The 18257-nt window shown below is 58.5% G+C and carries 21 protein-coding genes; 7 read left to right on the plus strand and 14 right to left on the minus strand.

Annotated features, from left to right (window positions below):
• Window positions 1–42 precede the first annotated feature (42 nt).
• From ISN74_RS11495 to hutU, 11 genes are all read right to left on the minus strand, one after another.
• Window positions 43–411: a VOC family protein gene (locus ISN74_RS11495; protein WP_188800776.1), complete on the minus strand. Its 369-nt coding sequence runs from the start codon at window positions 409–411 to the stop codon at window positions 43–45.
• A 104-nt stretch (window positions 412–515) separates the two neighbouring features.
• Window positions 516–1040, minus strand: a complete 525-nt coding sequence (locus ISN74_RS11500; RefSeq protein ID WP_188800777.1) for a cupin domain-containing protein — start codon at window positions 1038–1040, stop codon at window positions 516–518.
• Between the two features lie 117 nt (window positions 1041–1157).
• Window positions 1158–1478 (minus strand): DUF1330 domain-containing protein, encoded by a 321-nt coding sequence (locus ISN74_RS11505; RefSeq protein WP_188800779.1) that lies wholly within the window; start codon window positions 1476–1478, stop codon window positions 1158–1160.
• A 95-nt stretch (window positions 1479–1573) separates the two neighbouring features.
• Window positions 1574–1933, minus strand: a complete 360-nt coding sequence (locus ISN74_RS11510) for a VOC family protein (RefSeq protein ID WP_188800781.1) — start codon at window positions 1931–1933, stop codon at window positions 1574–1576.
• A 68-nt stretch (window positions 1934–2001) separates the two neighbouring features.
• On the minus strand, window positions 2002–2442 hold the full coding sequence (locus ISN74_RS11515; protein WP_188800783.1) for a YybH family protein: 441 nt from the start codon (window positions 2440–2442) through the stop codon (window positions 2002–2004).
• 122 nt (window positions 2443–2564) lie between these two features.
• Entirely contained in the window at window positions 2565–3011 is a 447-nt protein-coding gene (locus ISN74_RS11520; RefSeq protein WP_188800785.1) for an HIT family protein, read from the minus strand.
• Window positions 3012–3064: 53 nt separating this feature from the next.
• Entirely contained in the window at window positions 3065–3412 is a 348-nt protein-coding gene (locus ISN74_RS11525) for an antibiotic biosynthesis monooxygenase family protein (RefSeq protein WP_188800787.1), read from the minus strand.
• 61 nt (window positions 3413–3473) lie between these two features.
• Window positions 3474–4109 carry a DUF6624 domain-containing protein gene (locus ISN74_RS11530; RefSeq protein ID WP_188800789.1) on the minus strand — a complete coding sequence of 212 codons (636 nt, stop codon included), beginning with the start codon at window positions 4107–4109 and terminating at the stop codon, window positions 3474–3476.
• Window positions 4110–4176: 67 nt separating this feature from the next.
• Window positions 4177–4425 carry a DUF7336 domain-containing protein gene (locus ISN74_RS11535; protein WP_188800791.1) on the minus strand — a complete coding sequence of 83 codons (249 nt, stop codon included), beginning with the start codon at window positions 4423–4425 and terminating at the stop codon, window positions 4177–4179.
• 88 nt (window positions 4426–4513) lie between these two features.
• Window positions 4514–4915, minus strand: coding sequence for a DUF6632 domain-containing protein (locus ISN74_RS11540; protein WP_188800793.1), 402 nt, complete (start codon window positions 4913–4915; stop codon window positions 4514–4516).
• A 276-nt stretch (window positions 4916–5191) separates the two neighbouring features.
• Window positions 5192–6862 carry a urocanate hydratase gene (hutU, locus tag ISN74_RS11545; protein ID WP_188800795.1) on the minus strand — a complete coding sequence of 557 codons (1671 nt, stop codon included), beginning with the start codon at window positions 6860–6862 and terminating at the stop codon, window positions 5192–5194.
• Between the two features lie 449 nt (window positions 6863–7311).
• Between hutU and ISN74_RS11550 the strand changes: the two genes are divergently transcribed.
• The gene (locus ISN74_RS11550) at window positions 7312–8421 is read left to right on the plus strand and encodes a catalase family peroxidase (protein ID WP_188800797.1); all 1110 of its coding nucleotides are present in this window, start codon (window positions 7312–7314) and stop codon (window positions 8419–8421) included.
• On the plus strand, window positions 8418–8960 hold the full coding sequence (locus tag ISN74_RS11555; RefSeq protein ID WP_188800799.1) for a cytochrome b: 543 nt from the start codon (window positions 8418–8420) through the stop codon (window positions 8958–8960). The genes ISN74_RS11550 and ISN74_RS11555 overlap by 4 nt, the downstream gene beginning before the upstream one ends.
• 35 nt (window positions 8961–8995) lie before the next feature.
• Here the strand turns inward: ISN74_RS11555 and ISN74_RS11560 are convergent, their stop codons facing one another.
• Together ISN74_RS11560 and ISN74_RS11565 are read right to left on the minus strand one after the other, a co-directional pair.
• A complete protein-coding gene (locus ISN74_RS11560) occupies window positions 8996–10636 on the minus strand; it encodes a tetratricopeptide repeat protein (RefSeq protein WP_188800801.1) in 1641 nt (546 codons plus the stop codon).
• Between the two features lie 159 nt (window positions 10637–10795).
• Window positions 10796–12181: a S41 family peptidase gene (locus ISN74_RS11565; protein WP_188800803.1), complete on the minus strand. Its 1386-nt coding sequence runs from the start codon at window positions 12179–12181 to the stop codon at window positions 10796–10798.
• Between the two features lie 129 nt (window positions 12182–12310).
• Here ISN74_RS11565 and ISN74_RS11570 point away from each other — a divergent pair, with 129 nt between their 5' ends.
• From ISN74_RS11570 to ISN74_RS11590, 5 genes are all read left to right on the plus strand, one after another.
• Entirely contained in the window at window positions 12311–13825 is a 1515-nt protein-coding gene (locus tag ISN74_RS11570; protein ID WP_188800805.1) for a DNA-3-methyladenine glycosylase 2 family protein, read from the plus strand.
• Window positions 13822–14346, plus strand: a complete 525-nt coding sequence (locus tag ISN74_RS11575) for a methylated-DNA--[protein]-cysteine S-methyltransferase (RefSeq protein ID WP_188800807.1) — start codon at window positions 13822–13824, stop codon at window positions 14344–14346. Before ISN74_RS11570 ends, ISN74_RS11575 begins: the two co-directional genes overlap by 4 nt.
• A gap of 184 nt (window positions 14347–14530) precedes the next feature.
• On the plus strand, window positions 14531–15676 hold the full coding sequence (ampH, locus tag ISN74_RS11580) for a D-alanyl-D-alanine-carboxypeptidase/endopeptidase AmpH (RefSeq protein ID WP_188800809.1): 1146 nt from the start codon (window positions 14531–14533) through the stop codon (window positions 15674–15676).
• A gap of 153 nt (window positions 15677–15829) precedes the next feature.
• Complete coding sequence (locus tag ISN74_RS11585; RefSeq protein WP_188800811.1) at window positions 15830–16381, plus strand: cupin domain-containing protein; 552 nt, start codon at window positions 15830–15832, stop codon at window positions 16379–16381.
• Window positions 16382–16452: 71 nt separating this feature from the next.
• Window positions 16453–17709, plus strand: coding sequence for a TIGR03862 family flavoprotein (locus ISN74_RS11590; RefSeq protein WP_188800813.1), 1257 nt, complete (start codon window positions 16453–16455; stop codon window positions 17707–17709).
• Window positions 17710–17729: 20 nt separating this feature from the next.
• On the opposite strand, the gene ISN74_RS11595 is transcribed toward ISN74_RS11590, so the two are convergent.
• Window positions 17730–18206, minus strand: a complete 477-nt coding sequence (locus ISN74_RS11595) for a nuclear transport factor 2 family protein (RefSeq protein ID WP_188800815.1) — start codon at window positions 18204–18206, stop codon at window positions 17730–17732.
• Window positions 18207–18257 lie beyond the last annotated feature (51 nt).

Genomic DNA, 18257 nt, shown 5'->3' on the forward strand with positions numbered 1-18257 from the left:
CGCTTCGGCGCCCGATTTTTTTGCGGCGAATGTAGTGAAGAATCAGCCCTCAGGTTCGTGGTAAACCACTTCGATGTTGTGCCCGTCCGGACCAATGACAAAAGCGGCATAGTATCTCCCGCTGTAGTTCGGACGCAGACCAGGTGCACCATTGTCTTTGGCACCCGCATCCAGAGCCGCTCGATGGAAAGCCTCGACTTGCTGGCGATTTTCAGCCGTAAACGCCAAGTGAAGATGCGAAGGCTTCTCCTCGGCTCGGCGGATGCACAATGAAGACTTACCGTCCGCACTAAGCTCGATGCCGAGCGGCCCCTCCGAGACTACGACTATGCCGATCGGTTCGAGTGCCTTCAGGAAGAATGCCTTGCTCGCTGCATAGTCACTGGCTCCGAATACGACGTGATCAAACATGAGTTCTCCTGAAGTATGTCGGCCTGCGCTGGGTTGACCGTTTGACTTAAACCGACCGTGTGAGTGGGTAAAACCTGCCGGAGCGATTCAACTTGAAGCAATGGTTAGGCAGCATCGCCCGAGCGTTTAGCGTTCCGCAGTTGGTCTGGAAGTCCGTCATGGGCACCGAGCTTTCTCAACGGCGCATCGTGCCACCAATCCGCCGCGCTTAGATCCGTTTGACGTGATGGATTCAGTGGATAGATAAGGCGGTTGCCACGCTTTGCTGCTTCACCACCAACCAGGAGCAGCGCCTCCATCGTCGAGTTGTTGATAAAGCAGTGGCTAATTCCTGTGCCAGCCGGAAATGCCGCAAAGTCACCCGCGACCATGCGATGAAGTTCTCCATCGATCCAGGCATCAACGTCACCGTCAATGACGTAAACGAACTCCTCCTCATCCGACTCAGCATGAGGCCATGAAGACCGCATGCCGGGCGGTAGACGCTGCAAGTTAATACCAAGGCGAACTAAACCCGCCGCGCGGCCGACACTGCGAGTCGGCCCCATGGCCTCCTCGCTTTGCGGATACACGTGGCTATGCTCTGGCAACTCACTGGCCGATACGATGAATGGTGGTCGTGTACTCATGACTCTTCCCATAAACCAAATGTAAGTGTGGCGTCTAAGGCCCCAATTAAGCCGTACCGTGAAGCGCGCATCAGCTCGAATGAATTGTTAAGCGACATGCTTCACCCATTTCGCAATTTATTTCAGCTGTGCTGCCTCAAGGCCCGGTATGAAAATCAGGTTGCCGCCGTCCGTAAGTTCGTCAATGCGTTTCGCTTTCAATGGCGCATATCCCGGAGACTCATACATGGCGGCAGCCGCCTCCTTGGAAGGAAACCGAATGATGGCAGTGAAATTTCCGCTCGACTGACCTTCCTTGACGTCAACCTCACGCGAGGCCGCGAGAAACTGACCGCCAAACTTTGCCACCTCCGCACTCATCAGTGAACCATAGTGCTCGAAGTACTCCGGAAAGTCCTTTACGTTGAATTGCACGAGGACAAACAAGGGTTGTGCCATTGATATCTCCAAAAGCCAACTGGACGAAAGCGGATGACGTCCAACGCTTGAGTTAAGCGCCGTACGTTTTTCCGCGCATCCACTTGGACGAAATGTCAGGCCTCAAGCTCGGACCAAACCGCAAATTCATTGCCACTTGGCTCGGTGAAGTGGAACCTGCGGCCACCGGGAAACGAAAAAATCGGCTTTACCACCTCACCGTGAGCAGCGATGACCTTGGCAAGCGTACCCTCAAGATGCTGGCTGTAGAAGACGACGAGAGCACTACCCTGGCTAGTGCGTGCGGCCAACTCAGACCTAAAGAAGCCACCATCGAGACCCTGATCAGAGAACGCAGCGTAATCAGGGCCATAGTCCACAAAGACCCATCCAAATGCTTCTTCAAAAAATCGCTTCGTCGCACCCAAGTCTCGCGCGGGGTATTCGACGTAGTTAATCTTCTCGTGTGCCGGCATACCTGACCTCCTTGGCCCAACGTCTGAGTTAAGCGGTGCGCGGCGTACACGTCCGCTTGGATGAATAATTAGCCACCACCTGAATATTGCAAGATGGCCTTTAAGGACCGTTGATCAATTGGTGCGGACGTGTGTTCGTGGAGGACTTTCCATGACTCGCCGGTGCGCTTTAACCCTATGGTTATGCGGTTGCTAAGTGACCGTAGCTCTTTTCCCTCCGCTGACACCGCAGTGTATGTAAGGATCGCGTGCCCAATAGCCAACTCTCCGACCAAAGTGGATTGAGCATCTTTGACATCCACGATAACGCGTTCACTACCGAGGGAAGAAAACCACTCGACTGCCATGTTTCGCCACGACGCGATGCCGTGAAGCGACCACGCTCCCCACATGTCAAAGATATGCACATCATCGTCATAGAGAGTTGCGAACGCGTCAACGTCTTTGGCAAAGACAGCCGCCTTGTAAGAGTCGAGCATCTGTACAAATGGGTCGATCCGTTCATTCATGCGAGATCTCCTGTGACGGCTGACGCCTGAATTAAGCCGCACCGCGAAGTGGCGTCGGCTTAAATGAATTGTTAGGCCTGCATGGTGCATCCAGGCAGCCCGACTCACAAGCAAAGTGCACGCTACCGCAACGCAGCCCGGAGAATAGCCGCCAACTCAATTCGCCCCTCGGTCGTGTAGGGCACTTTCTGCCCCGCATGCAGCCCGTCATTGCAGTAGCGAGGAAATACATGAAGATGGTAGTGCCACACATCTTGATTGCCGGCCGGCCCGTTGTGTTGGCGAGTGGATATTCCTTCACACGCGAAGGCATTCCGCATAGCATGCGCTAGGCGACGCGTAGCACGAAAGAAGTCACTGCCAAGGTTATCCGGAATATCCAACACGTTCTCATAGTGGCTCCGAGGCACCACCAAGCAATTGCCTTTTATTCCAGCGTAGTGGTGAGTCGGAACCAAAGCGAACACATTGGTATCCACCAAGACAACGGCTGATTCTGGAGCAGGCGATGGAAGCGTCTTAGCAATACCGCAGAACGGACACTCGTATCCGGGTGGAGCATTCTTCATAAAGCCTAATGCCTGAGTTAAGCGGCGCCAGAGGCGTCTGCTTGGATGATTAGTCAGGTGCCATTGTGCGCAGGTGCCACCAAGAAGTCTGCCACAGGCTCCAGAGTAATCTCCGGATATTTCTCGGCAATGGCACGCTCCATCTGCACGCTGGCAACGGGATCAACAGAGCCGGCGGAAAACGCGTCTTTTCGAGCCTGTTCGCTTGGCCACTGTGCGTAGCTGTACCAAAGTCCGTCACTACCGCAGTGCAAGCGAGAACCTAACGAGCCTCTTTCCGATCGCAGCAAGTCCGACAAGCGTGCCCAAGCTTCGATGAACGATGACTCCATGCCTGGATGAAGACGCCATCTATACAAAACCACGAATCCGGGACTATTTGTTCTCAATTCTGCAGACATGTGTAATGACACCTAACGCCTGAGTTAAGCGGCGCCGAAGGCGTCCGCCTTGGACGAGTTGTTAGGGCGCATCTTCACAAGATGTGGGCTGAAAAAAGACCCCAGTAGGCCAGCGAATGGGAGCATCTTTGTTGTCCTTGGAAACGCGGGTAGCCCAACAAAAGAATGGCGGCAAGCCAATCACCTTTCTACGGTGATCCAGCTGAGAAGGAGTGACGATGTCGTAGAACTCGATTACTCCGTCAGCATTGGAAAAGAACTGCATGCCATATACCTGAGGTTGATCATTTAGCCTGCGGTTGCGGTCAACGAGCACGGCAAGGTCCCAAGGTTCAGCCTCTTTGGCGAGGACAGCGTACTTCATTTGTTGGGCCGCCAAGACTTGGTATTGAGGATCCATATCAGCATGTTGCGTAAGCAGCCAGGCAGCCTTCGCCGCCTCCGGTCCAACGACAGACTTCTTGGGCCAACCGCATCGTGCGAGAACACGGCGCATGTACGCAGTATTGTCTGCGTCCGTTTTTAGCGTGGCATCAAGAGCATCTTTTGATGTAGGCGATGCCTGCAGAGCGTTTCGGACCTGCTGATCGGTTGTCGCGCGTTGAAGCAGTTCCTGCTTTAGTTTTTGACCACAATCTTGGGCGTGCGTTGCCGAAGCGACGGCGAACAAAACAATAAGATATGCCACATACTTCATAGAGTCCCCTAACGCCTGACTTAAGCGGCGCGCGGATAGCGCGTCCGCTTGGATGATTAGTTAGGCTTCAGTCGAAGCCATACTCCTCGACCCAATTGTCTTTGTCTAGTTGATGCTCTGCTAAATAAAAACCCTCTGTTTCGTCGTCAACCTCCGGATCAATGATCTTTGGGTGGTCGCGAAAGCCGGGCTGACCTTTGAGCCGCTCGATTGCAGCGTGAGCAGCATCTGCTGAGCGATAGACACCAATAAATTTGATGTCCTCTTGCTCGGGAGCTATTCCATTCAAATGCTGGACAATGAATACGATTTCCATGTTGCCTAACGCTTGAGTTAACCGGCTGCGGCCGGCGTGCACAGCATACTTCTGCGATCAACACGCCGCAGTCCGGTTGAACGAATAGTTAGGCCGCACTGCCGTCAAAGCTGAGTCGAGCGGCGGCTGGACAAAGGAAAGCAAGAACTGCTGCGACCACAAAGAGGGCCAAAACGTCGCCGTATAGATGGCCCATATTCTCGGGGGCGCTAAATGACTGTACCGTCATGATGGCGCCATGAACAACGCTCGACCAAATTGCAAAAGATATGAGGCTGATGTGCCGTGTGGGATCTTTGGCCGCGAGAAACAAGAAAATACCCAGCGTGGCATAGATTCCGATAATCATTTGAAGATAGTGCGATTGGCCTACATACCACGACCAACCACTAGGCCATACAACTGTGAGCGGGTAGACACCGAAGATAAAGACGAGACCAATGGCGCGCAGAGCGAATTGCAAATACCGCAGACGTGTCGCGTTGTCCATGGAACCTCTCCTTGCGGCAAGATGATATTTCTAAGCGTCGAGCGCCTCTGTGGCCTAACTCCAATTCGACCCCAAAATGATGTGTTACAAAGCGCGAAGCCCGGAGCCAGCCCACTCTTCCGACTAGAATATCTTTAAAAATTCAAAGATTTACCAAAAAGAAAAGCCAAATGACACATCGCCCTGCTCCGTGTTTATACGACAAATCCGCCCCATAGAAAATTACACCCTCAAAATGAGGGTGTAATGATTTAGCGATGGTTTGTGGTCGATGATTCAAATCATCGGCAATTTAAGCCCCTGCTCCTTCGCACACTGCACAGCAATGTCATAACCCGCATCGGCATGACGCATTACGCCGGTACCCGGGTCGTTCCACAGCACGCGTGCAATGCGCTTGTCTGCCGCTTCGGTACCGTCGCACACGATCACTACGCCGCTGTGCTGGCTATAGCCCATGCCGACGCCGCCGCCGTGGTGCAGGCTGACCCAGGTGGCGCCGCCGGCCACGTTGAGCATGGCGTTGAGCAGCGGCCAATCGGATACGGCGTCGCTGCCGTCTTTCATCGCTTCGGTTTCGCGGTTGGGGCTGGCGACGGAGCCGGAGTCGAGATGGTCTCGGCCGATGACGACTGGTGCTTTCAGTTCGCCCTTGCGCACCATTTCATTGAACGCGAGGCCGAGCTTGTGGCGCTGACCCAGGCCAACCCAGCAGATGCGCGCCGGCAGGCCCTGGAAGCTGATGCGTTGTTCGGCCATATCCAGCCAGTTGTGCAAATGCGGATCGTCGGGGATCAGCTCCTTCACTTTGGCATCAGTCTTGAGGATGTCTTCCGGATCGCCGGAGAGCGCCACCCAGCGGAACGGACCCACGCCGCGGCAGAACAGCGGGCGCACGAAAGCGGGCACGAAGCCGGGGAAATCGAAGGCATTGGCGCAACCTTCATCCTTCGCCATCTGGCGGATGTTGTTGCCATAGTCGAAGGTGGGAATGCCCTGCGCGTGGAAGGCGAGCATGGCTTCCACGTGCTTCTTCATGGACTTCTTGGCGGCATCGCGGGTGCCGTTCGGGTCGCTCTTGCGGCGCTCGAACCACTGTTCCACCGTCCAGCCTTGCGGCAGGTAGCCGTTGACCGGATCGTGCGCGCTGGTCTGGTCGGTGACGGCATCGGGCTTCACGTCGCGACGCACGAGTTCAGGCAGGATGTCGGCGGCGTTGCCGAGCAGCGCGATGGATTTGGCTTCACCCGCCTTGGTGTATTTCTCGATGCGCGCCAGCGCGTCATCGATATCGGTGGCTTGCTCATCGACATAACGTGTCTTGAGGCGGAAATCGATGCTCTTCTGTTGGCATTCGATATTGAGTGAACAGGCGCCGGCGAGCGTGGCGGCCAGCGGCTGCGCACCACCCATGCCGCCGAGGCCTGCAGTAAGAATCCACTTGCCCTTGAGGCTGCCGTTGTAATGCTGGCGACCCATTTCGACGAAGGTTTCGTAGGTACCCTGCACGATGCCCTGAGAGCCGATGTAGATCCAGGAACCGGCCGTCATCTGGCCGTACATCATCAGGCCTTTGCGATCGAGCTCGTTGAAGTGTTCCCAGTTGGCCCAGGCCGGCACGAGGTTGGAATTGGCGATCAGCACGCGGGGCGCGTCCGGATGGGTGGGAAACACACCGACCGGCTTGCCGGATTGCACCAGCAGGGTTTCATCGTCATTGAGATCGCGCAGGGCACGCAGGATGGCATCGAAGCACTCCCAGTTGCGCGCGGCGCGGCCGATGCCGCCATACACCACCAGCTCCGCGGGGTTTTCCGCCACGGCCGGGTCCAGGTTGTTCTGGAGCATGCGGTAAGGCGCTTCGGTGAGCCAGCTCTTACAGCTCAGGGCCGTGCCGTGCGGGGCGCGGATGGTGCGAGTGGTGTCGATGCGGGTGGGGGCGTTCATCGGAATACCTGCGACTGCCATGGGGAAAGACCCCCATTATGGTCGTCCCGTTTCATGGTCGCCAACTGCAGTGCGGCAAAGTCGGGGGATTCGGAGATAGACGTAGCAAAGATGCATGCTCAGTGGGCCACCGCAGACTCACCTGTGTTTGTTGATAGATTTGGGTTGATTTGCGCGAAGCTTGCGGACTTAAAGCCGCTAACAAGCCCGACTCGGCCAAGCCGTCATTCCGGCGAAGGCCGGAATCCACGCTCCGTACTTGCCATGGATTCTGGCCTTCGCCGGAATGACGGCTTGAGACATCTCAAGGGTTTTGTCAGTCCCCTACGCCCTGCCTTTGAATCGATGTAACCCGCCGAGATCTTCGCGCGAATCACACGACAACGCGGCTGTACTGGAGGAAGATGGCCCAGGGATGGCCGGCGTCTCGTCGAAGAGGATCCGCTTGCATGAATGTACCGTCCGAATTCCCTCCTTCCGCCGCATCATCAGATGGCAAGGCTCCCCTCAGTAACCGGAGCGTGTTGCTGCGCTTTGCGCTGATTGGCGCCGTGCTTCTGCTGACTGTGTTCGCCTTTGGCTATGTGGGCGGTTGGCTGGCACCATCGCGGCTCACGGCACAGCGGATGATCAATCAGCTCCAGGCCAACGCGGGTGTGTTTCCGGGTTATCGTCGCAACCACGCCAAAGGCGTATGCGTCGCAGGCTATTTCGACAGCAGTGGCCAGGCACAGACGTTTTCAGCAGCGCAAGTGTTCGCACCCGGCCGCACTCCTATCGTTGGGCGCTTTGCCATTCCCGGCGGTAATCCTTATGCACCCGACGGCAGCGTACCGATCCGCAGCATGGCGTTGCGTTTCAGTCAGGCGAACGGCCAACAATGGCGTACGGGCATGAACAGCATGCCGGTGTTTCCAGTCGCAACACCACAAGCGTTCTTCGAACAATTGCAGGCCCAGCAACCCGACCCGGCGACGGGCAAGCCGAATCCGGCCAAGATTGCTGCCTTCTTTGCTGCGCATCCGGAAACAGCAGCCTTCCTCGCGTGGGTGAAAACGGCGAAACCATCGGCCAGCTTCGCCACGGAAAGCTATTGGAGCTTGAATGCGTTCGTCCTTGTCGACGCGAATGGCGAGAAGCATGCGGTGCGCTGGCGCATGGTGCCGGAGAATGGTGAAACCGCCACTGGCGGCAGCGACCCCAATTACCTGGATGCCGATCTGACGCAACGGCTTGCGCAAGGCCAACAGCGTTGGCACCTGATTATCACGCTGGCTAGTCCCGGCGATCCCACCAACGACGCCACCAAGACATGGCCCGCGGATCGCCGTGAGATCGACGCTGGCACCTTGGTACTCACCAGCACCACGCCACAGGAAAGCGGCGCATGCCGCGATATCAACTACGACCCGCTGGTCTTGCCTGATGGCATTCAAGCCTCGGACGATCCGCTCCTGCCCGCACGCTCAGCCGCCTACGCCACCTCGTATCTGCGCCGCACCAGCGAAGAGGCGCATCTGCCCGGCACCGCTACCAGCCAGACGGAGGCCAAGCGATGACACGCTCGACGACACAATTCGTGCTTGCCGCACGCGTGCTGCATTGGCTGATGGCGGCGATGATCCTGTCGATGTTGTTTATCGGCATCGGTATGGTCGCTTCCGTATCCGAACGGCACGAATGGCTGATTCACATTCACAAGCCACTGGGCATCGCGATACTGCTGCTCGCCGTGGTGCGCCTGATCGTGCGCCTGCGCAATCCACCGCCGCCGCTGCCAGCCGATCTGCCCGCCATCCAGAAGTTCGCCGCGCATGCATCGCACTGGCTGCTGTACGTGTTGATGCTGGTGATACCGCTGGTCGGCTGGGCCATGCTATCGGCGGGCGGCTATCCAGTGATGCTCAGTGATTCCCTGCGCCTACCACCGATTTTCCCGGCCAGTGCCGCCGCATTCGCCATTTTTCGGCATGCACACGCATGGCTGGCGATGCTGCTGTTTCTGACCTTTCTCGCACATCTTGGTGCTGCGCTTTATCACGGTTTGATTCGCAGAGATGGCGTGCTGTCCAGCATGATCGGCACAAGACGCAGGTAGCGGGTGAATATCAGTGGCACCTCAACCCATTAGCGCTACTTCGCGCTAATGGGTTGAGCCGATGACGCAGACCCGGCCTGCGTCAGCAATTCATGCATATGATCGATCTGCCATTTCATCCGCGGATCATTGCTGAAGTGCGCCAAGAAATACTGGTAAGTGTCTTGCAAACCTACACGTGGCTGGTTTTCTTGAATGGTGGCCCGTATCACCCATCCGCCCGGACTGTCGGGGTATTTCCGGATAATACGATCCGCAATGTCCCAAGCTTTATCCCATTCGTGCGTTTGATTCGTATAGATGTTGCCGAGCATACCCAGCACCTCATCATCGTCGGGATTGATGGCGAGCGCGGTTTCGAGATCCTGCACGCCACGCCGGGTGTCACCCGTGTAAACGTACGCGTAACCGCGTGCTTGGTAGTTGCCCGCGTCCTTGGGTGCCTCTGCAATCAGTTTATTGGCTTCATCCATTGCCATCTGCCGCTCACCAACCAGCGCCAATTGCGCCACACGCTGCTGGCGGAGTCGCTCTGTCTTCGTCTCGAAGCGCATAGCCTCGGAAAGATAGACTACGGCCATAGACGCTGCGCCTTGATCAGCCGCCGTACGGCCAACGACAGCAAGCTCTCGGCTATTTGCCAACTCATCTAGCGCTGAGGGGAAGTTGAAAGCTTGCGGGGGCGGCGCACAGTCACAGCCACCCGCGTTGGCTTGATACTGCGCGACGGCATTTTTCTCGATCCACAACAACGGATTCTGGTTCGCGTGCTTTACGGCGGCATCAGCCACACGTTGCATGGTTTCAAGCGAGCCAAACCATTGCGGCTGCATCAGCCACATCATCTGGGCGTAAATGGACCAGTTAGCGGGATCAACACGCAACCCGAGAGCGATTGCTTGTCTGGCGTACCCCTCCCCAAACGCGAGACCCGCCGCGTGAATCATTGCGACGTAAACGGGTGTAATGCGGGGGTTTAAGCTGATCGCGTGTCGTAAATCTGCATCGGCCTGCCGCAGGAGACGCCCCATCGCATCCATCTTGTCTTGCGACGTATCCCGCGCAAACTTTCCACCGCGCTGTTCATGTGCCATGGCTACGTACGCATAACCGCTTGCCGCGTAGGCATAGGCGCTGTTTGGCGACCCCCGCTTCCAGGCATCAAGCAACTCGCGAGTCGCGAAAGAACCATCATCGAAAGCATTAATGAAAATGTGATCAAGCTGGCCACGCGCGTCAGGCTGCGTCATCTGCGCATGCAACGCCTCATCCATGCGGCGATCCAACTCGGCTGTCTTGCCTTGTTCGATGAGGTCTTTAACTTCGCCAAAACTGATCGTCGGCTGGAAGCGATAGTGGCAATACGCGACAACGGCATCGTGTGTCCAATGGCTGCCAGGTGGATCCGGGTACGCCAGGCAGCGCTGCAGCGGATCGGACTGCTTTTCTGCATTACGCACAGCCGAGGCAAAAGCCGGGATGTCCTCGCTAAAGATGCCGTTTATGGGGCGGGCATGACGCGCTTGGGCAACCGGGTGATGAATCGGAGCCGGGATCGCTGAGGCCACCGGTGCAACGGAAAGCGCTGTCGCGCCAGCATGAAGATAAAGATATACAGCCCCCAACACCAACACCCCCGCCAAGCCCGCGAGCAGCGCTTTCTTCCGAAAAGTCATAATGCGTCCTTTGCATGGTCCCCTGCGGGAAGATATAGCAAACATGCCAAGAGCTGTCGCCTGCCAGACGGCGATCCTGTAACGACGCCCTGTCGTGAGGCATCCATGGTGATGCCCCATCAGCATACTCAAGGGTCACTCGCCGCCTGCCTGTGTAATTCAATGTGCGCAGTGGTTTGTCTGGAACAACCATGCTTCTGCCGCATTCAGCACCGCATCGGTTTTCGAATCGGAGGCGTCGACAGGTTGGTCCGGTGCAATCTTTTCGCCATAGACATGACCGTTGCGGTCAAGATCAATGGATGTTGCCAGGATGATCATGCTTCCATCCGGCAACGGGAAATCCACACTCGACGTCGTGAGGCCAGCGGTCGGCGCGCCAAACGAACGCGTATTGGCACGCCCTCGAAGCGAAATGGCCATGACTTCGCCGGAGCTGGCCGTATGCTCGCCGGTGAGCACCGCCACGCTTGCATGGCTGAGATCCGGTCCCTTCGGGACATTGCCCTTCATGCCGTAACCCACCTGCCACGCGGTCAGTCGACCCTGCGCGTCGCGAAAGCTGCCCAGCGTATCGCCACCCAGTAGCGGCCCCAATCCAGCCAGCATGGGGGCCATGCTTCCACCCGTATTGGATCGAAGATCCACCACCCAGCCACAGCGAACTTGCGGTGCCAGCTTGGTGATGGCCTGCACCATGTCGTCTGCAAAAGATTCGCGCGCCTGCGGATCTTTTCCGTTGTATCCGGGCATCGATATATAACCCACCCCGTTTGGCTTCAGTTCCACAACGGAAGGCGATTGCGGGCCGCCTTGTGTGCTGAGCAACTCGGCAAGCGATGGCTCCTGGAAGTAGCTGTGATGGTCGTCAAGATCGGCAAGCAACGCGCGAATTGCCGGGTAGACATCCTGTGACACCTTTGCATTCGCCGCCATGGCCCGGATTTGCGGCTCAACCGTCGCCCAATCGACCTTGCTCGTGTTGAACGCATACTCACGAACGATGGTGATCGCCTTGTCCAGCACGAGTTGCGGCGGCACTTCCACAATCGGCGCCGCGGCAATCAGGCGTATGTGCTCAGCGTCCACCGTGCCGTTGCCATGCAGCACCACGCCATAGCTCAAGCGTGTGGCAGCACTGGGCACGCCGATCTGAATCTGGCGTTGTGCCGATGTGACATCGCCCAGCACGGGAACCCGGTCGGAACTGATGAAGCCCAACGATCCATTCGGCCCGTACATCGCCAGGAAAATCGTCACGCCTTTATCGGCATTGCGCGTCGACAAATCAGCCTGCAGTGAAACCATTTTTCCACGGTAAGGCGCAGCATCGCTCACCGCCATGACTACGCCGGACATGTCGCTCTGCGCGCTGCTCGACGTAACACTGGCTTTGGCGCCTTGCGCAGTGGTCGGATCACCGGTGCCCTGAACCTGGTAGCCGGTCTTTGCACCGCTTTGTATCCAAGACACGGGCGCTGTCTGTGCCTGCGCCAAGGCCAGCCCCAGACTCGCCAGCAACGCCAACATCACCTTCATCTTCATGACGATCCCTGGGCACGAAAGTGGGCCACGCTAACGTGTCGCCGCTACGCAGGCAAGACAGCGAACGGCACGGGTATTGATGTCCGAAAACGGCGAGTTTCCAGCCGGCAACAGTGCTAGCCTGCGCGCATGTCCGAAGCTACCGCCCTCCCCACGCTCGACCTGCGAACCTGCGAACGAGCCCGTCTGAGCCGCGATGCTCGGTTTGACGGTTTGTTCTTTATCGCCGTGAGCAGCACCGGCATCTATTGCCGTCCGGTCTGCCCTGCACCGACTGCGAAGAGCGTGAACGTGCGTTTCTTCGGGACGGCAGCGGCAGCCGAAGCAGCCGGATTCCGGCCCTGCCTGCGCTGCCGGCCGGAACTCGCCCCTGGCAATGATGCGTGGCAGCGCGGCGATCATGTTGTGACGCGTGCGCTGAAGCTGATCGAGGGTGGCTTGCTGCAAGAGCATCCCGTCGAAGAACTCGCGCAACGAGTAGGTGTTGGCGCACGGCAACTGCGGCGACTGTTTGTCGAGCGGCTAGGCGCTCCACCTATCGACGTGCACACCACACGCCGCCTGCTGTTCGCCAAGCAATTGCTGACGGAAACGCGTATGCCTGTGACCGATGTTGCGCTGGCGTCAGGTTTTGGCAGCCTGCGTCGCTTCAATGCGGCGTTTGCGCAAGCCAACCGGATCGCGCCGCGCGAACTGCGCCGTCATCCGCATGCCGGCAATGACGACAGCCTCAGCCTGAAGCTGAGCTATCGGCCGCCTTACGATTTTGCGTCGCTGTTGACGTTCCTGCGCGGTCGCGCGTTGCCCGGCATCGAATACGTCGACGACGATAGCTATGCACGTGTCTTCGGAACCGCCCAAACACCGGGATGGCTGCGCTTGAGCGCTTGGCCGGGCGATGAACATGCCTTGCGCCTGCAATTGCACTGCCCGCAGCCCGCACAAATGCTGGCGGTAGTGACACGAATCCGCCGCATGTTCGATCTGGATGCTGATCCGCAAGCCATCGGTGCGGCTTTGCAAACGACACCGCAGATGAAGGCACTCGTGCGCAAGCGCCCCGGCTTGCGTCTGCCTGGCAGTTGGGATGGCTTTGAAGTCGCCGTACGCGCCATTCTCGGGCAGCAAGTGAGTGTTGCCGCCGCGCGTACGCTGGCCTCGCGTATCGTGCATCGCTACGGCGAGGCACTCCCCACACCAGTTTTACCAGGGTTGGAGCGCTTGTTCCCAACACCGGAAACACTGGCCGATGCAGACTTGCGTTCCTTGGGTGTCACTGGTGCGCGCGAGGAAACCATTCGCGGTGTAGCGCGCGCATTACTGGGCGGGCGCGTGGATTTCCGTGTCGAGCAATCGCTGGATGAATTCGTGCAGCGCTGGGTTGAACTTCCCGGCATCGGCGAATGGACGGCGCATTACATGGCAATGCGGGGGCTCAGCCATCCTGACGCATTCCCTGCCGCCGACCTGATCCTTCGTCGCGCCGCCGCACAAGATGACGTAATGCTCAGCACCCGAGCGCTGACGACGCTTGCCGAAGCATGGCGCCCATGGCGCGCATACGCCGTCATGCACTTATGGCGCAGTGTGAGCGACCCCACCCAATCGCCGCGCGCCCGATCTCGCCAGGAAGCTACCGCATGACGATCTCACACGACACGATCTGGTACGACTATTTGCCCACACCGATCGGCTCGCTGCTGCTTGCCGCCGATACACAGGGCCTGCGCGACGTGTGGTTCGAAACCGGCAAACACCGGAAAGATCCCGATCCACGTTGGCAGCGCAACGCCGCCAAGCTGGCATTTGCTCGCCAACAACTCGAAGAATATTTTGCCGGCGAACGGCAAACCTTCGACCTGCCACTGCATCCGCTGGGAACGCCCTTTCAGGTACAGGTGTGGCACACCCTGGCCGACATTCCCTATGGCACCACCATCAGCTACGCCGAACTGGCGCGGCGCATTGGCCAGCCGCTCGCGGTACGTGCTGTCGGGGCGGCAAACGGGCGCAATCCGCTACCGATCGTACTGCCCTGTCATCGTGTGATCGGCAGCGACGGCAGCCTTACCGGTTTTGGCGGCGGCTTGCCGACCAAACGCTTCCTGCTAGCGATGGAAGATCAGATTGCGCATGGCGATCTATTTGGTCAGCAGGCGACGTAACACATCCATTCGCCATGCTTCATCCGTCGTCCCGGCGCAGGCCGGGACCTAGCGACTTATATAAAGTTTGTTCAAAGCGAAAGACACTGGGTCCCGGCCTGCGCTGGGACGACGGCTGTTGGCAGCGCGCCGATTCGTGACCCTTTCCAGATAACATCGCGGCTTTGCCATAAGGGGATAGGCCATGGATCGCCGCGTGCTGCGTCATATCGCATTTGCTGCTTGTGCGGTGTTCGCGCCAAGCCTCGGCCTTGCGGCCGAACATCCGCTGGAAGACGCAACGCGTGCAGCCGAACAACATATGTTCGCCGACAGCGGCGCACGCGGCATGGTGATCGCGATTGTCGACGGCAACAGCGTTTCCATTGACGGGTATGGAGAAACGCGCCCCGGCAGCAAGACCTTGCCCGACGCCCACGCCCTCGTGCGTATCGGCTCGCTCTCCAAATTACTTGCGGCCGATCTGATGGTAAAGCTGGCCGGCGAAGGCGACTTGCGCCTGACTGATCCGCTACAACGTTACGCACCCAACGACGATCGGGTACCTTCGTCCTCGCGGCCGATCACGCTGATCGATCTGGCTACGCACACCAGTGGTCTTCCGCGCCAAGCCAATATTCCCTCCAAAGGCCGAACATCCTACACGCAAGCGCGCTGGGAATGGCTGCAAGAACAAAACAAGCTACCTGCTCCGGGGCACATTGCGCTCTATTCCAACCTGGGTTTTGACTTGCTCGCCGATGCTCTGGGTAACGCTGCTCATATGCCGTACGACCAAGCCCTGCAGCACTACATAACGCAATCACTCGGCATGCACGACACCACGGATGCGCCTTCGGCTGACCAGTGCGCCCGATTGATGGATGGCAGCAACGCACACGTGTCGTGCGCTTCCCAAAGCGACAACGCTGGCAGCGGTGGTATGTACTCCAGCGCTGCGGACATGGCGGCATGGATGCAGCAACAACTCGGTGTTGGCGGATCTGGCACCGATCCGCAAATGGCCATCAGCCAGGCGATCTATTTCCAGCGGCAATCACTGATCGACGTGCAAGGCATGGACAATGGAGGTCACGCCGATGGTATTGGCATGGGCTGGGTACTGCTCTCTGCCAACGGTCAAAGCCCGGCGATACTCGAAAAAACCGGCGGGTTCGGCGGATTCATGTCTTACATGGCCCTGGTGCCGGGGCGGCACGTCGGTGTGTTTATCGCCGTCACACGCATGGACCTGCCGATGTTGCAAACCCTTGCAAAACAGGTGAACGCACTGGCGTCGACCTTGGCCAAAGTGGATGCGCGTCATTCTGCATCGGACCATCCCATGTGACCCCAGTCACACTGTAGTTATATTTATCGGCAGATAACGTTCTGCATGCGGCCTTTCGACAAAAGCTGACTCAATCTTTACCGACGTCTGGTTTGTGTCAGGAGCTTGCGTGTTTCCGGCTCCTTTTTGAAGCGACCCGCCATGGAGGTCTCAATGACCGTCGATCCGACTTATATCGATCGCTTGATCCAAAGGCTGTCACTGCAGCCCCATCCCGAAGGTGGCTGGTACAACCAGACCTATCGCAGCGAGGAACGCATTCTGCGCTCCCGCCCGGATCAGGCGCGCGAGGAACGGCGCGCTTCCACGGCCATTTATTATCTTCTGCGTGATGGCGATTACTCATCCTGGCATCGAATCGATGCCGACGAGCTATGGCACTTCTACGTTGGCGATCCGCTGTTTATCCATGTGCTCAACCCGCATGGCGAACTCGTTACGCACATACTTGGTAACACGCTGGAACAACCCGATGGCGCGTTTCAGATCATGGTTCCCGCAGGCCGCTGGTTCGCCGCCGAGCGAACCGGGCCGCGTGGCTTCTCATTGGCAGGTTGCACGGTGGCGCCGGGGTTCGAGTTCGAAACCTTCGAGCTGGCAAACATCTCCGAGCTGCAGATGCATTATCCCCAGCACAAGGCTGTGCTTCAGCGGCTAGCACCAAAGAAGCCGCCCGTTCCGGACGAAAGAACGCCACAGGCATGACCGCCGGTTGATCCAGCCGCACACAGGACAGCTGAGGACCTACAATGCACGGCTCACAACCGTGTCAGAACATGTCCTCAGCAGCATTCCACCATCCAGGCGTAGTGATTATCGGCGGCGGCCCGGCGGGTCTGATGGCTGCAGAGACGGTGCGCGCGCATGGTATCGCCGTGGATCTGTATGAGGCCAAAGGATCGGTCGGACGCAAGTTTCTGATCGCCGGCAAAGGTGGCATGAACCTCACCCACGGCGAGCCGCGACCCGATTTCGACCAGCGTTATGGCGAACGCGTAGCAGCCGTCGGCAGATGGCTGGATGCGTTCGACGCGGATGCGTTGCGCGCCTGGGCGAAGGGCCTTGGCATCGACACCTTTATCGGCAGCTCTGGCAGAGTGTTTCCGCATGACCTCAAAGCGGCACCTTTGCTGCGTGGCTGGGTGCACCGGCTGCGCGAAAGCGGTGTGCACTTTCATGTGCATCATCGCTGGCTGGGTTGGGACGATGAGGGCGCCTTGCGCTTTGCCACGCCTGAAGGCGAACGCATCATTCATGCACGCGTCGTGATTCTGGCGCTCGGTGGCGGCAGTTGGCCGCAGTTGGGTTCCGACGGCGCATGGCAGTCCGTGCTCGCGGAGCGAGGTGCGGATGTCGCGCCGTTGCGGCCCTCCAATTGCGGCTTCGATATCGGCTGGAGCGAGCACCTGGCCACCCGCTACGCCGGCGCGCCTTTGAAGCCGGTAGCGGCGCACTGGCGCGACGCTACCGGCCACGGGCATATGCGCCAGGGCGAGTGCGTGATCACCGCCACCGGCATCGAAGGCAGCCTGATCTATGCGCTATCGGCGACCTTGCGCGATACGATCGCAAGGCATGGCACCACCATGCTGGAACTGGATCTCGCACCTGATCGCACACTGGATCGCCTGCAACACGATCTTGCCAAACCACGCGGCAGCCGTTCGTTTAGTGAACATCTGCGCCGGCAAACCGGACTCAGCGGCATCAAGGCAGCCCTGCTACATGAAGTGCTGAGCAAAGACCAGCTCAACGACACCCACACGCTGGCCCGCACGATCAAGCGCCTGCCTTTGCGGCTGAAGCAGGCGCGCCCGATCACCGAGGCCATCAGCAGTGCGGGGGGCCTGCGGCTGGAAGGCCTGGACGATGCGCTGATGCTGACCACCCTGCCCGGCGTCTTCTGCGCTGGCGAAATGCTGGATTGGGAAGCGCCGACAGGCGGCTATTTACTGACGGCGTGTTTCGCTAGCGGCTATCGCGCGGGACATGGCGCTACGGCCTGGCTGGCCAAGGCAGGTGCGCCGGATTAATCCAGCGCACCGCGCGGAGACTACAAGCCAAGATCGCTCAAGCCGGGATGATCATCCGGACGCCGCCCCTGCGGCCAGTGGTATTTGCGTGCGGCAGCTGCAATCGGCACATCGTTGATGCTGGCGTGACGCTCGGCCATCAGACCATTCTCGTCGAACAACCAGTTCTCGTTGCCATAGGAACGAAACCAGTTGCCGGAATCGTCATGCCATTCATAGGCAAAACGCACGGCAATACGATTTCCTTCAAACGCCCATAATTCCTTGATCAGCCGGTAATCCAGCTCACGCACCCACTTGCGGGTCAAAAAATCAACGATGGCGCCGCGGCCTTGCAAGAATTCGGCGCGATTGCGCCAGCGGCTATCAAGGGTGTACGCCAGCGCGACACGCGATGGATCGCGGGTATTCCAGGCGTCTTCGGCAAGGCGCACTTTCTGGATGGCGGTTTCACGGGTAAAGGGCGGCAGAGGGGGACGCTGTTCGATCGAGGACATGGCTGCTCCGACATGGATGACACATTGCATCGTTCGCCCCGTGCGCCAGTG

Origin of the sequence: Dyella caseinilytica, from assembly GCF_016865235.1 — a bacterium.
GTDB classification, from domain to species: Bacteria; Pseudomonadota; Gammaproteobacteria; order Xanthomonadales; family Rhodanobacteraceae; genus Dyella_B; species Dyella_B caseinilytica.

Coding starts and splice junctions, on each gene's coding strand:
- ISN74_RS11495 (WP_188800776.1), bottom strand. CDS start 411: ATGTTTGATCACGTCGTATTCGGAGCCAGTGACTATGCAGCGAGCAAG.
- ISN74_RS11500 (WP_188800777.1), bottom strand. CDS start 1,040: ATGAGTACACGACCACCATTCATCGTATCGGCCAGTGAGTTGCCAGAG.
- ISN74_RS11505 (WP_188800779.1), bottom strand. CDS start 1,478: ATGGCACAACCCTTGTTTGTCCTCGTGCAATTCAACGTAAAGGACTTT.
- ISN74_RS11510 (WP_188800781.1), bottom strand. CDS start 1,933: ATGCCGGCACACGAGAAGATTAACTACGTCGAATACCCCGCGCGAGAC.
- ISN74_RS11515 (WP_188800783.1), bottom strand. CDS start 2,442: ATGAATGAACGGATCGACCCATTTGTACAGATGCTCGACTCTTACAAG.
- ISN74_RS11520 (WP_188800785.1), bottom strand. CDS start 3,011: ATGAAGAATGCTCCACCCGGATACGAGTGTCCGTTCTGCGGTATTGCT.
- ISN74_RS11525 (WP_188800787.1), bottom strand. CDS start 3,412: ATGTCTGCAGAATTGAGAACAAATAGTCCCGGATTCGTGGTTTTGTAT.
- ISN74_RS11530 (WP_188800789.1), bottom strand. CDS start 4,109: ATGAAGTATGTGGCATATCTTATTGTTTTGTTCGCCGTCGCTTCGGCA.
- ISN74_RS11535 (WP_188800791.1), bottom strand. CDS start 4,425: ATGGAAATCGTATTCATTGTCCAGCATTTGAATGGAATAGCTCCCGAG.
- ISN74_RS11540 (WP_188800793.1), bottom strand. CDS start 4,915: ATGGACAACGCGACACGTCTGCGGTATTTGCAATTCGCTCTGCGCGCC.
- hutU (WP_188800795.1), bottom strand. CDS start 6,862: ATGAACGCCCCCACCCGCATCGACACCACTCGCACCATCCGCGCCCCG.
- ISN74_RS11550 (WP_188800797.1), top strand. CDS start 7,312: ATGAATGTACCGTCCGAATTCCCTCCTTCCGCCGCATCATCAGATGGC.
- ISN74_RS11555 (WP_188800799.1), top strand. CDS start 8,418: ATGACACGCTCGACGACACAATTCGTGCTTGCCGCACGCGTGCTGCAT.
- ISN74_RS11560 (WP_188800801.1), bottom strand. CDS start 10,636: ATGACTTTTCGGAAGAAAGCGCTGCTCGCGGGCTTGGCGGGGGTGTTG.
- ISN74_RS11565 (WP_188800803.1), bottom strand. CDS start 12,181: ATGAAGATGAAGGTGATGTTGGCGTTGCTGGCGAGTCTGGGGCTGGCC.
- ISN74_RS11570 (WP_188800805.1), top strand. CDS start 12,311: ATGTCCGAAGCTACCGCCCTCCCCACGCTCGACCTGCGAACCTGCGAA.
- ISN74_RS11575 (WP_188800807.1), top strand. CDS start 13,822: ATGACGATCTCACACGACACGATCTGGTACGACTATTTGCCCACACCG.
- ampH (WP_188800809.1), top strand. CDS start 14,531: ATGGATCGCCGCGTGCTGCGTCATATCGCATTTGCTGCTTGTGCGGTG.
- ISN74_RS11585 (WP_188800811.1), top strand. CDS start 15,830: ATGACCGTCGATCCGACTTATATCGATCGCTTGATCCAAAGGCTGTCA.
- ISN74_RS11590 (WP_188800813.1), top strand. CDS start 16,453: ATGTCCTCAGCAGCATTCCACCATCCAGGCGTAGTGATTATCGGCGGC.
- ISN74_RS11595 (WP_188800815.1), bottom strand. CDS start 18,206: ATGTCCTCGATCGAACAGCGTCCCCCTCTGCCGCCCTTTACCCGTGAA.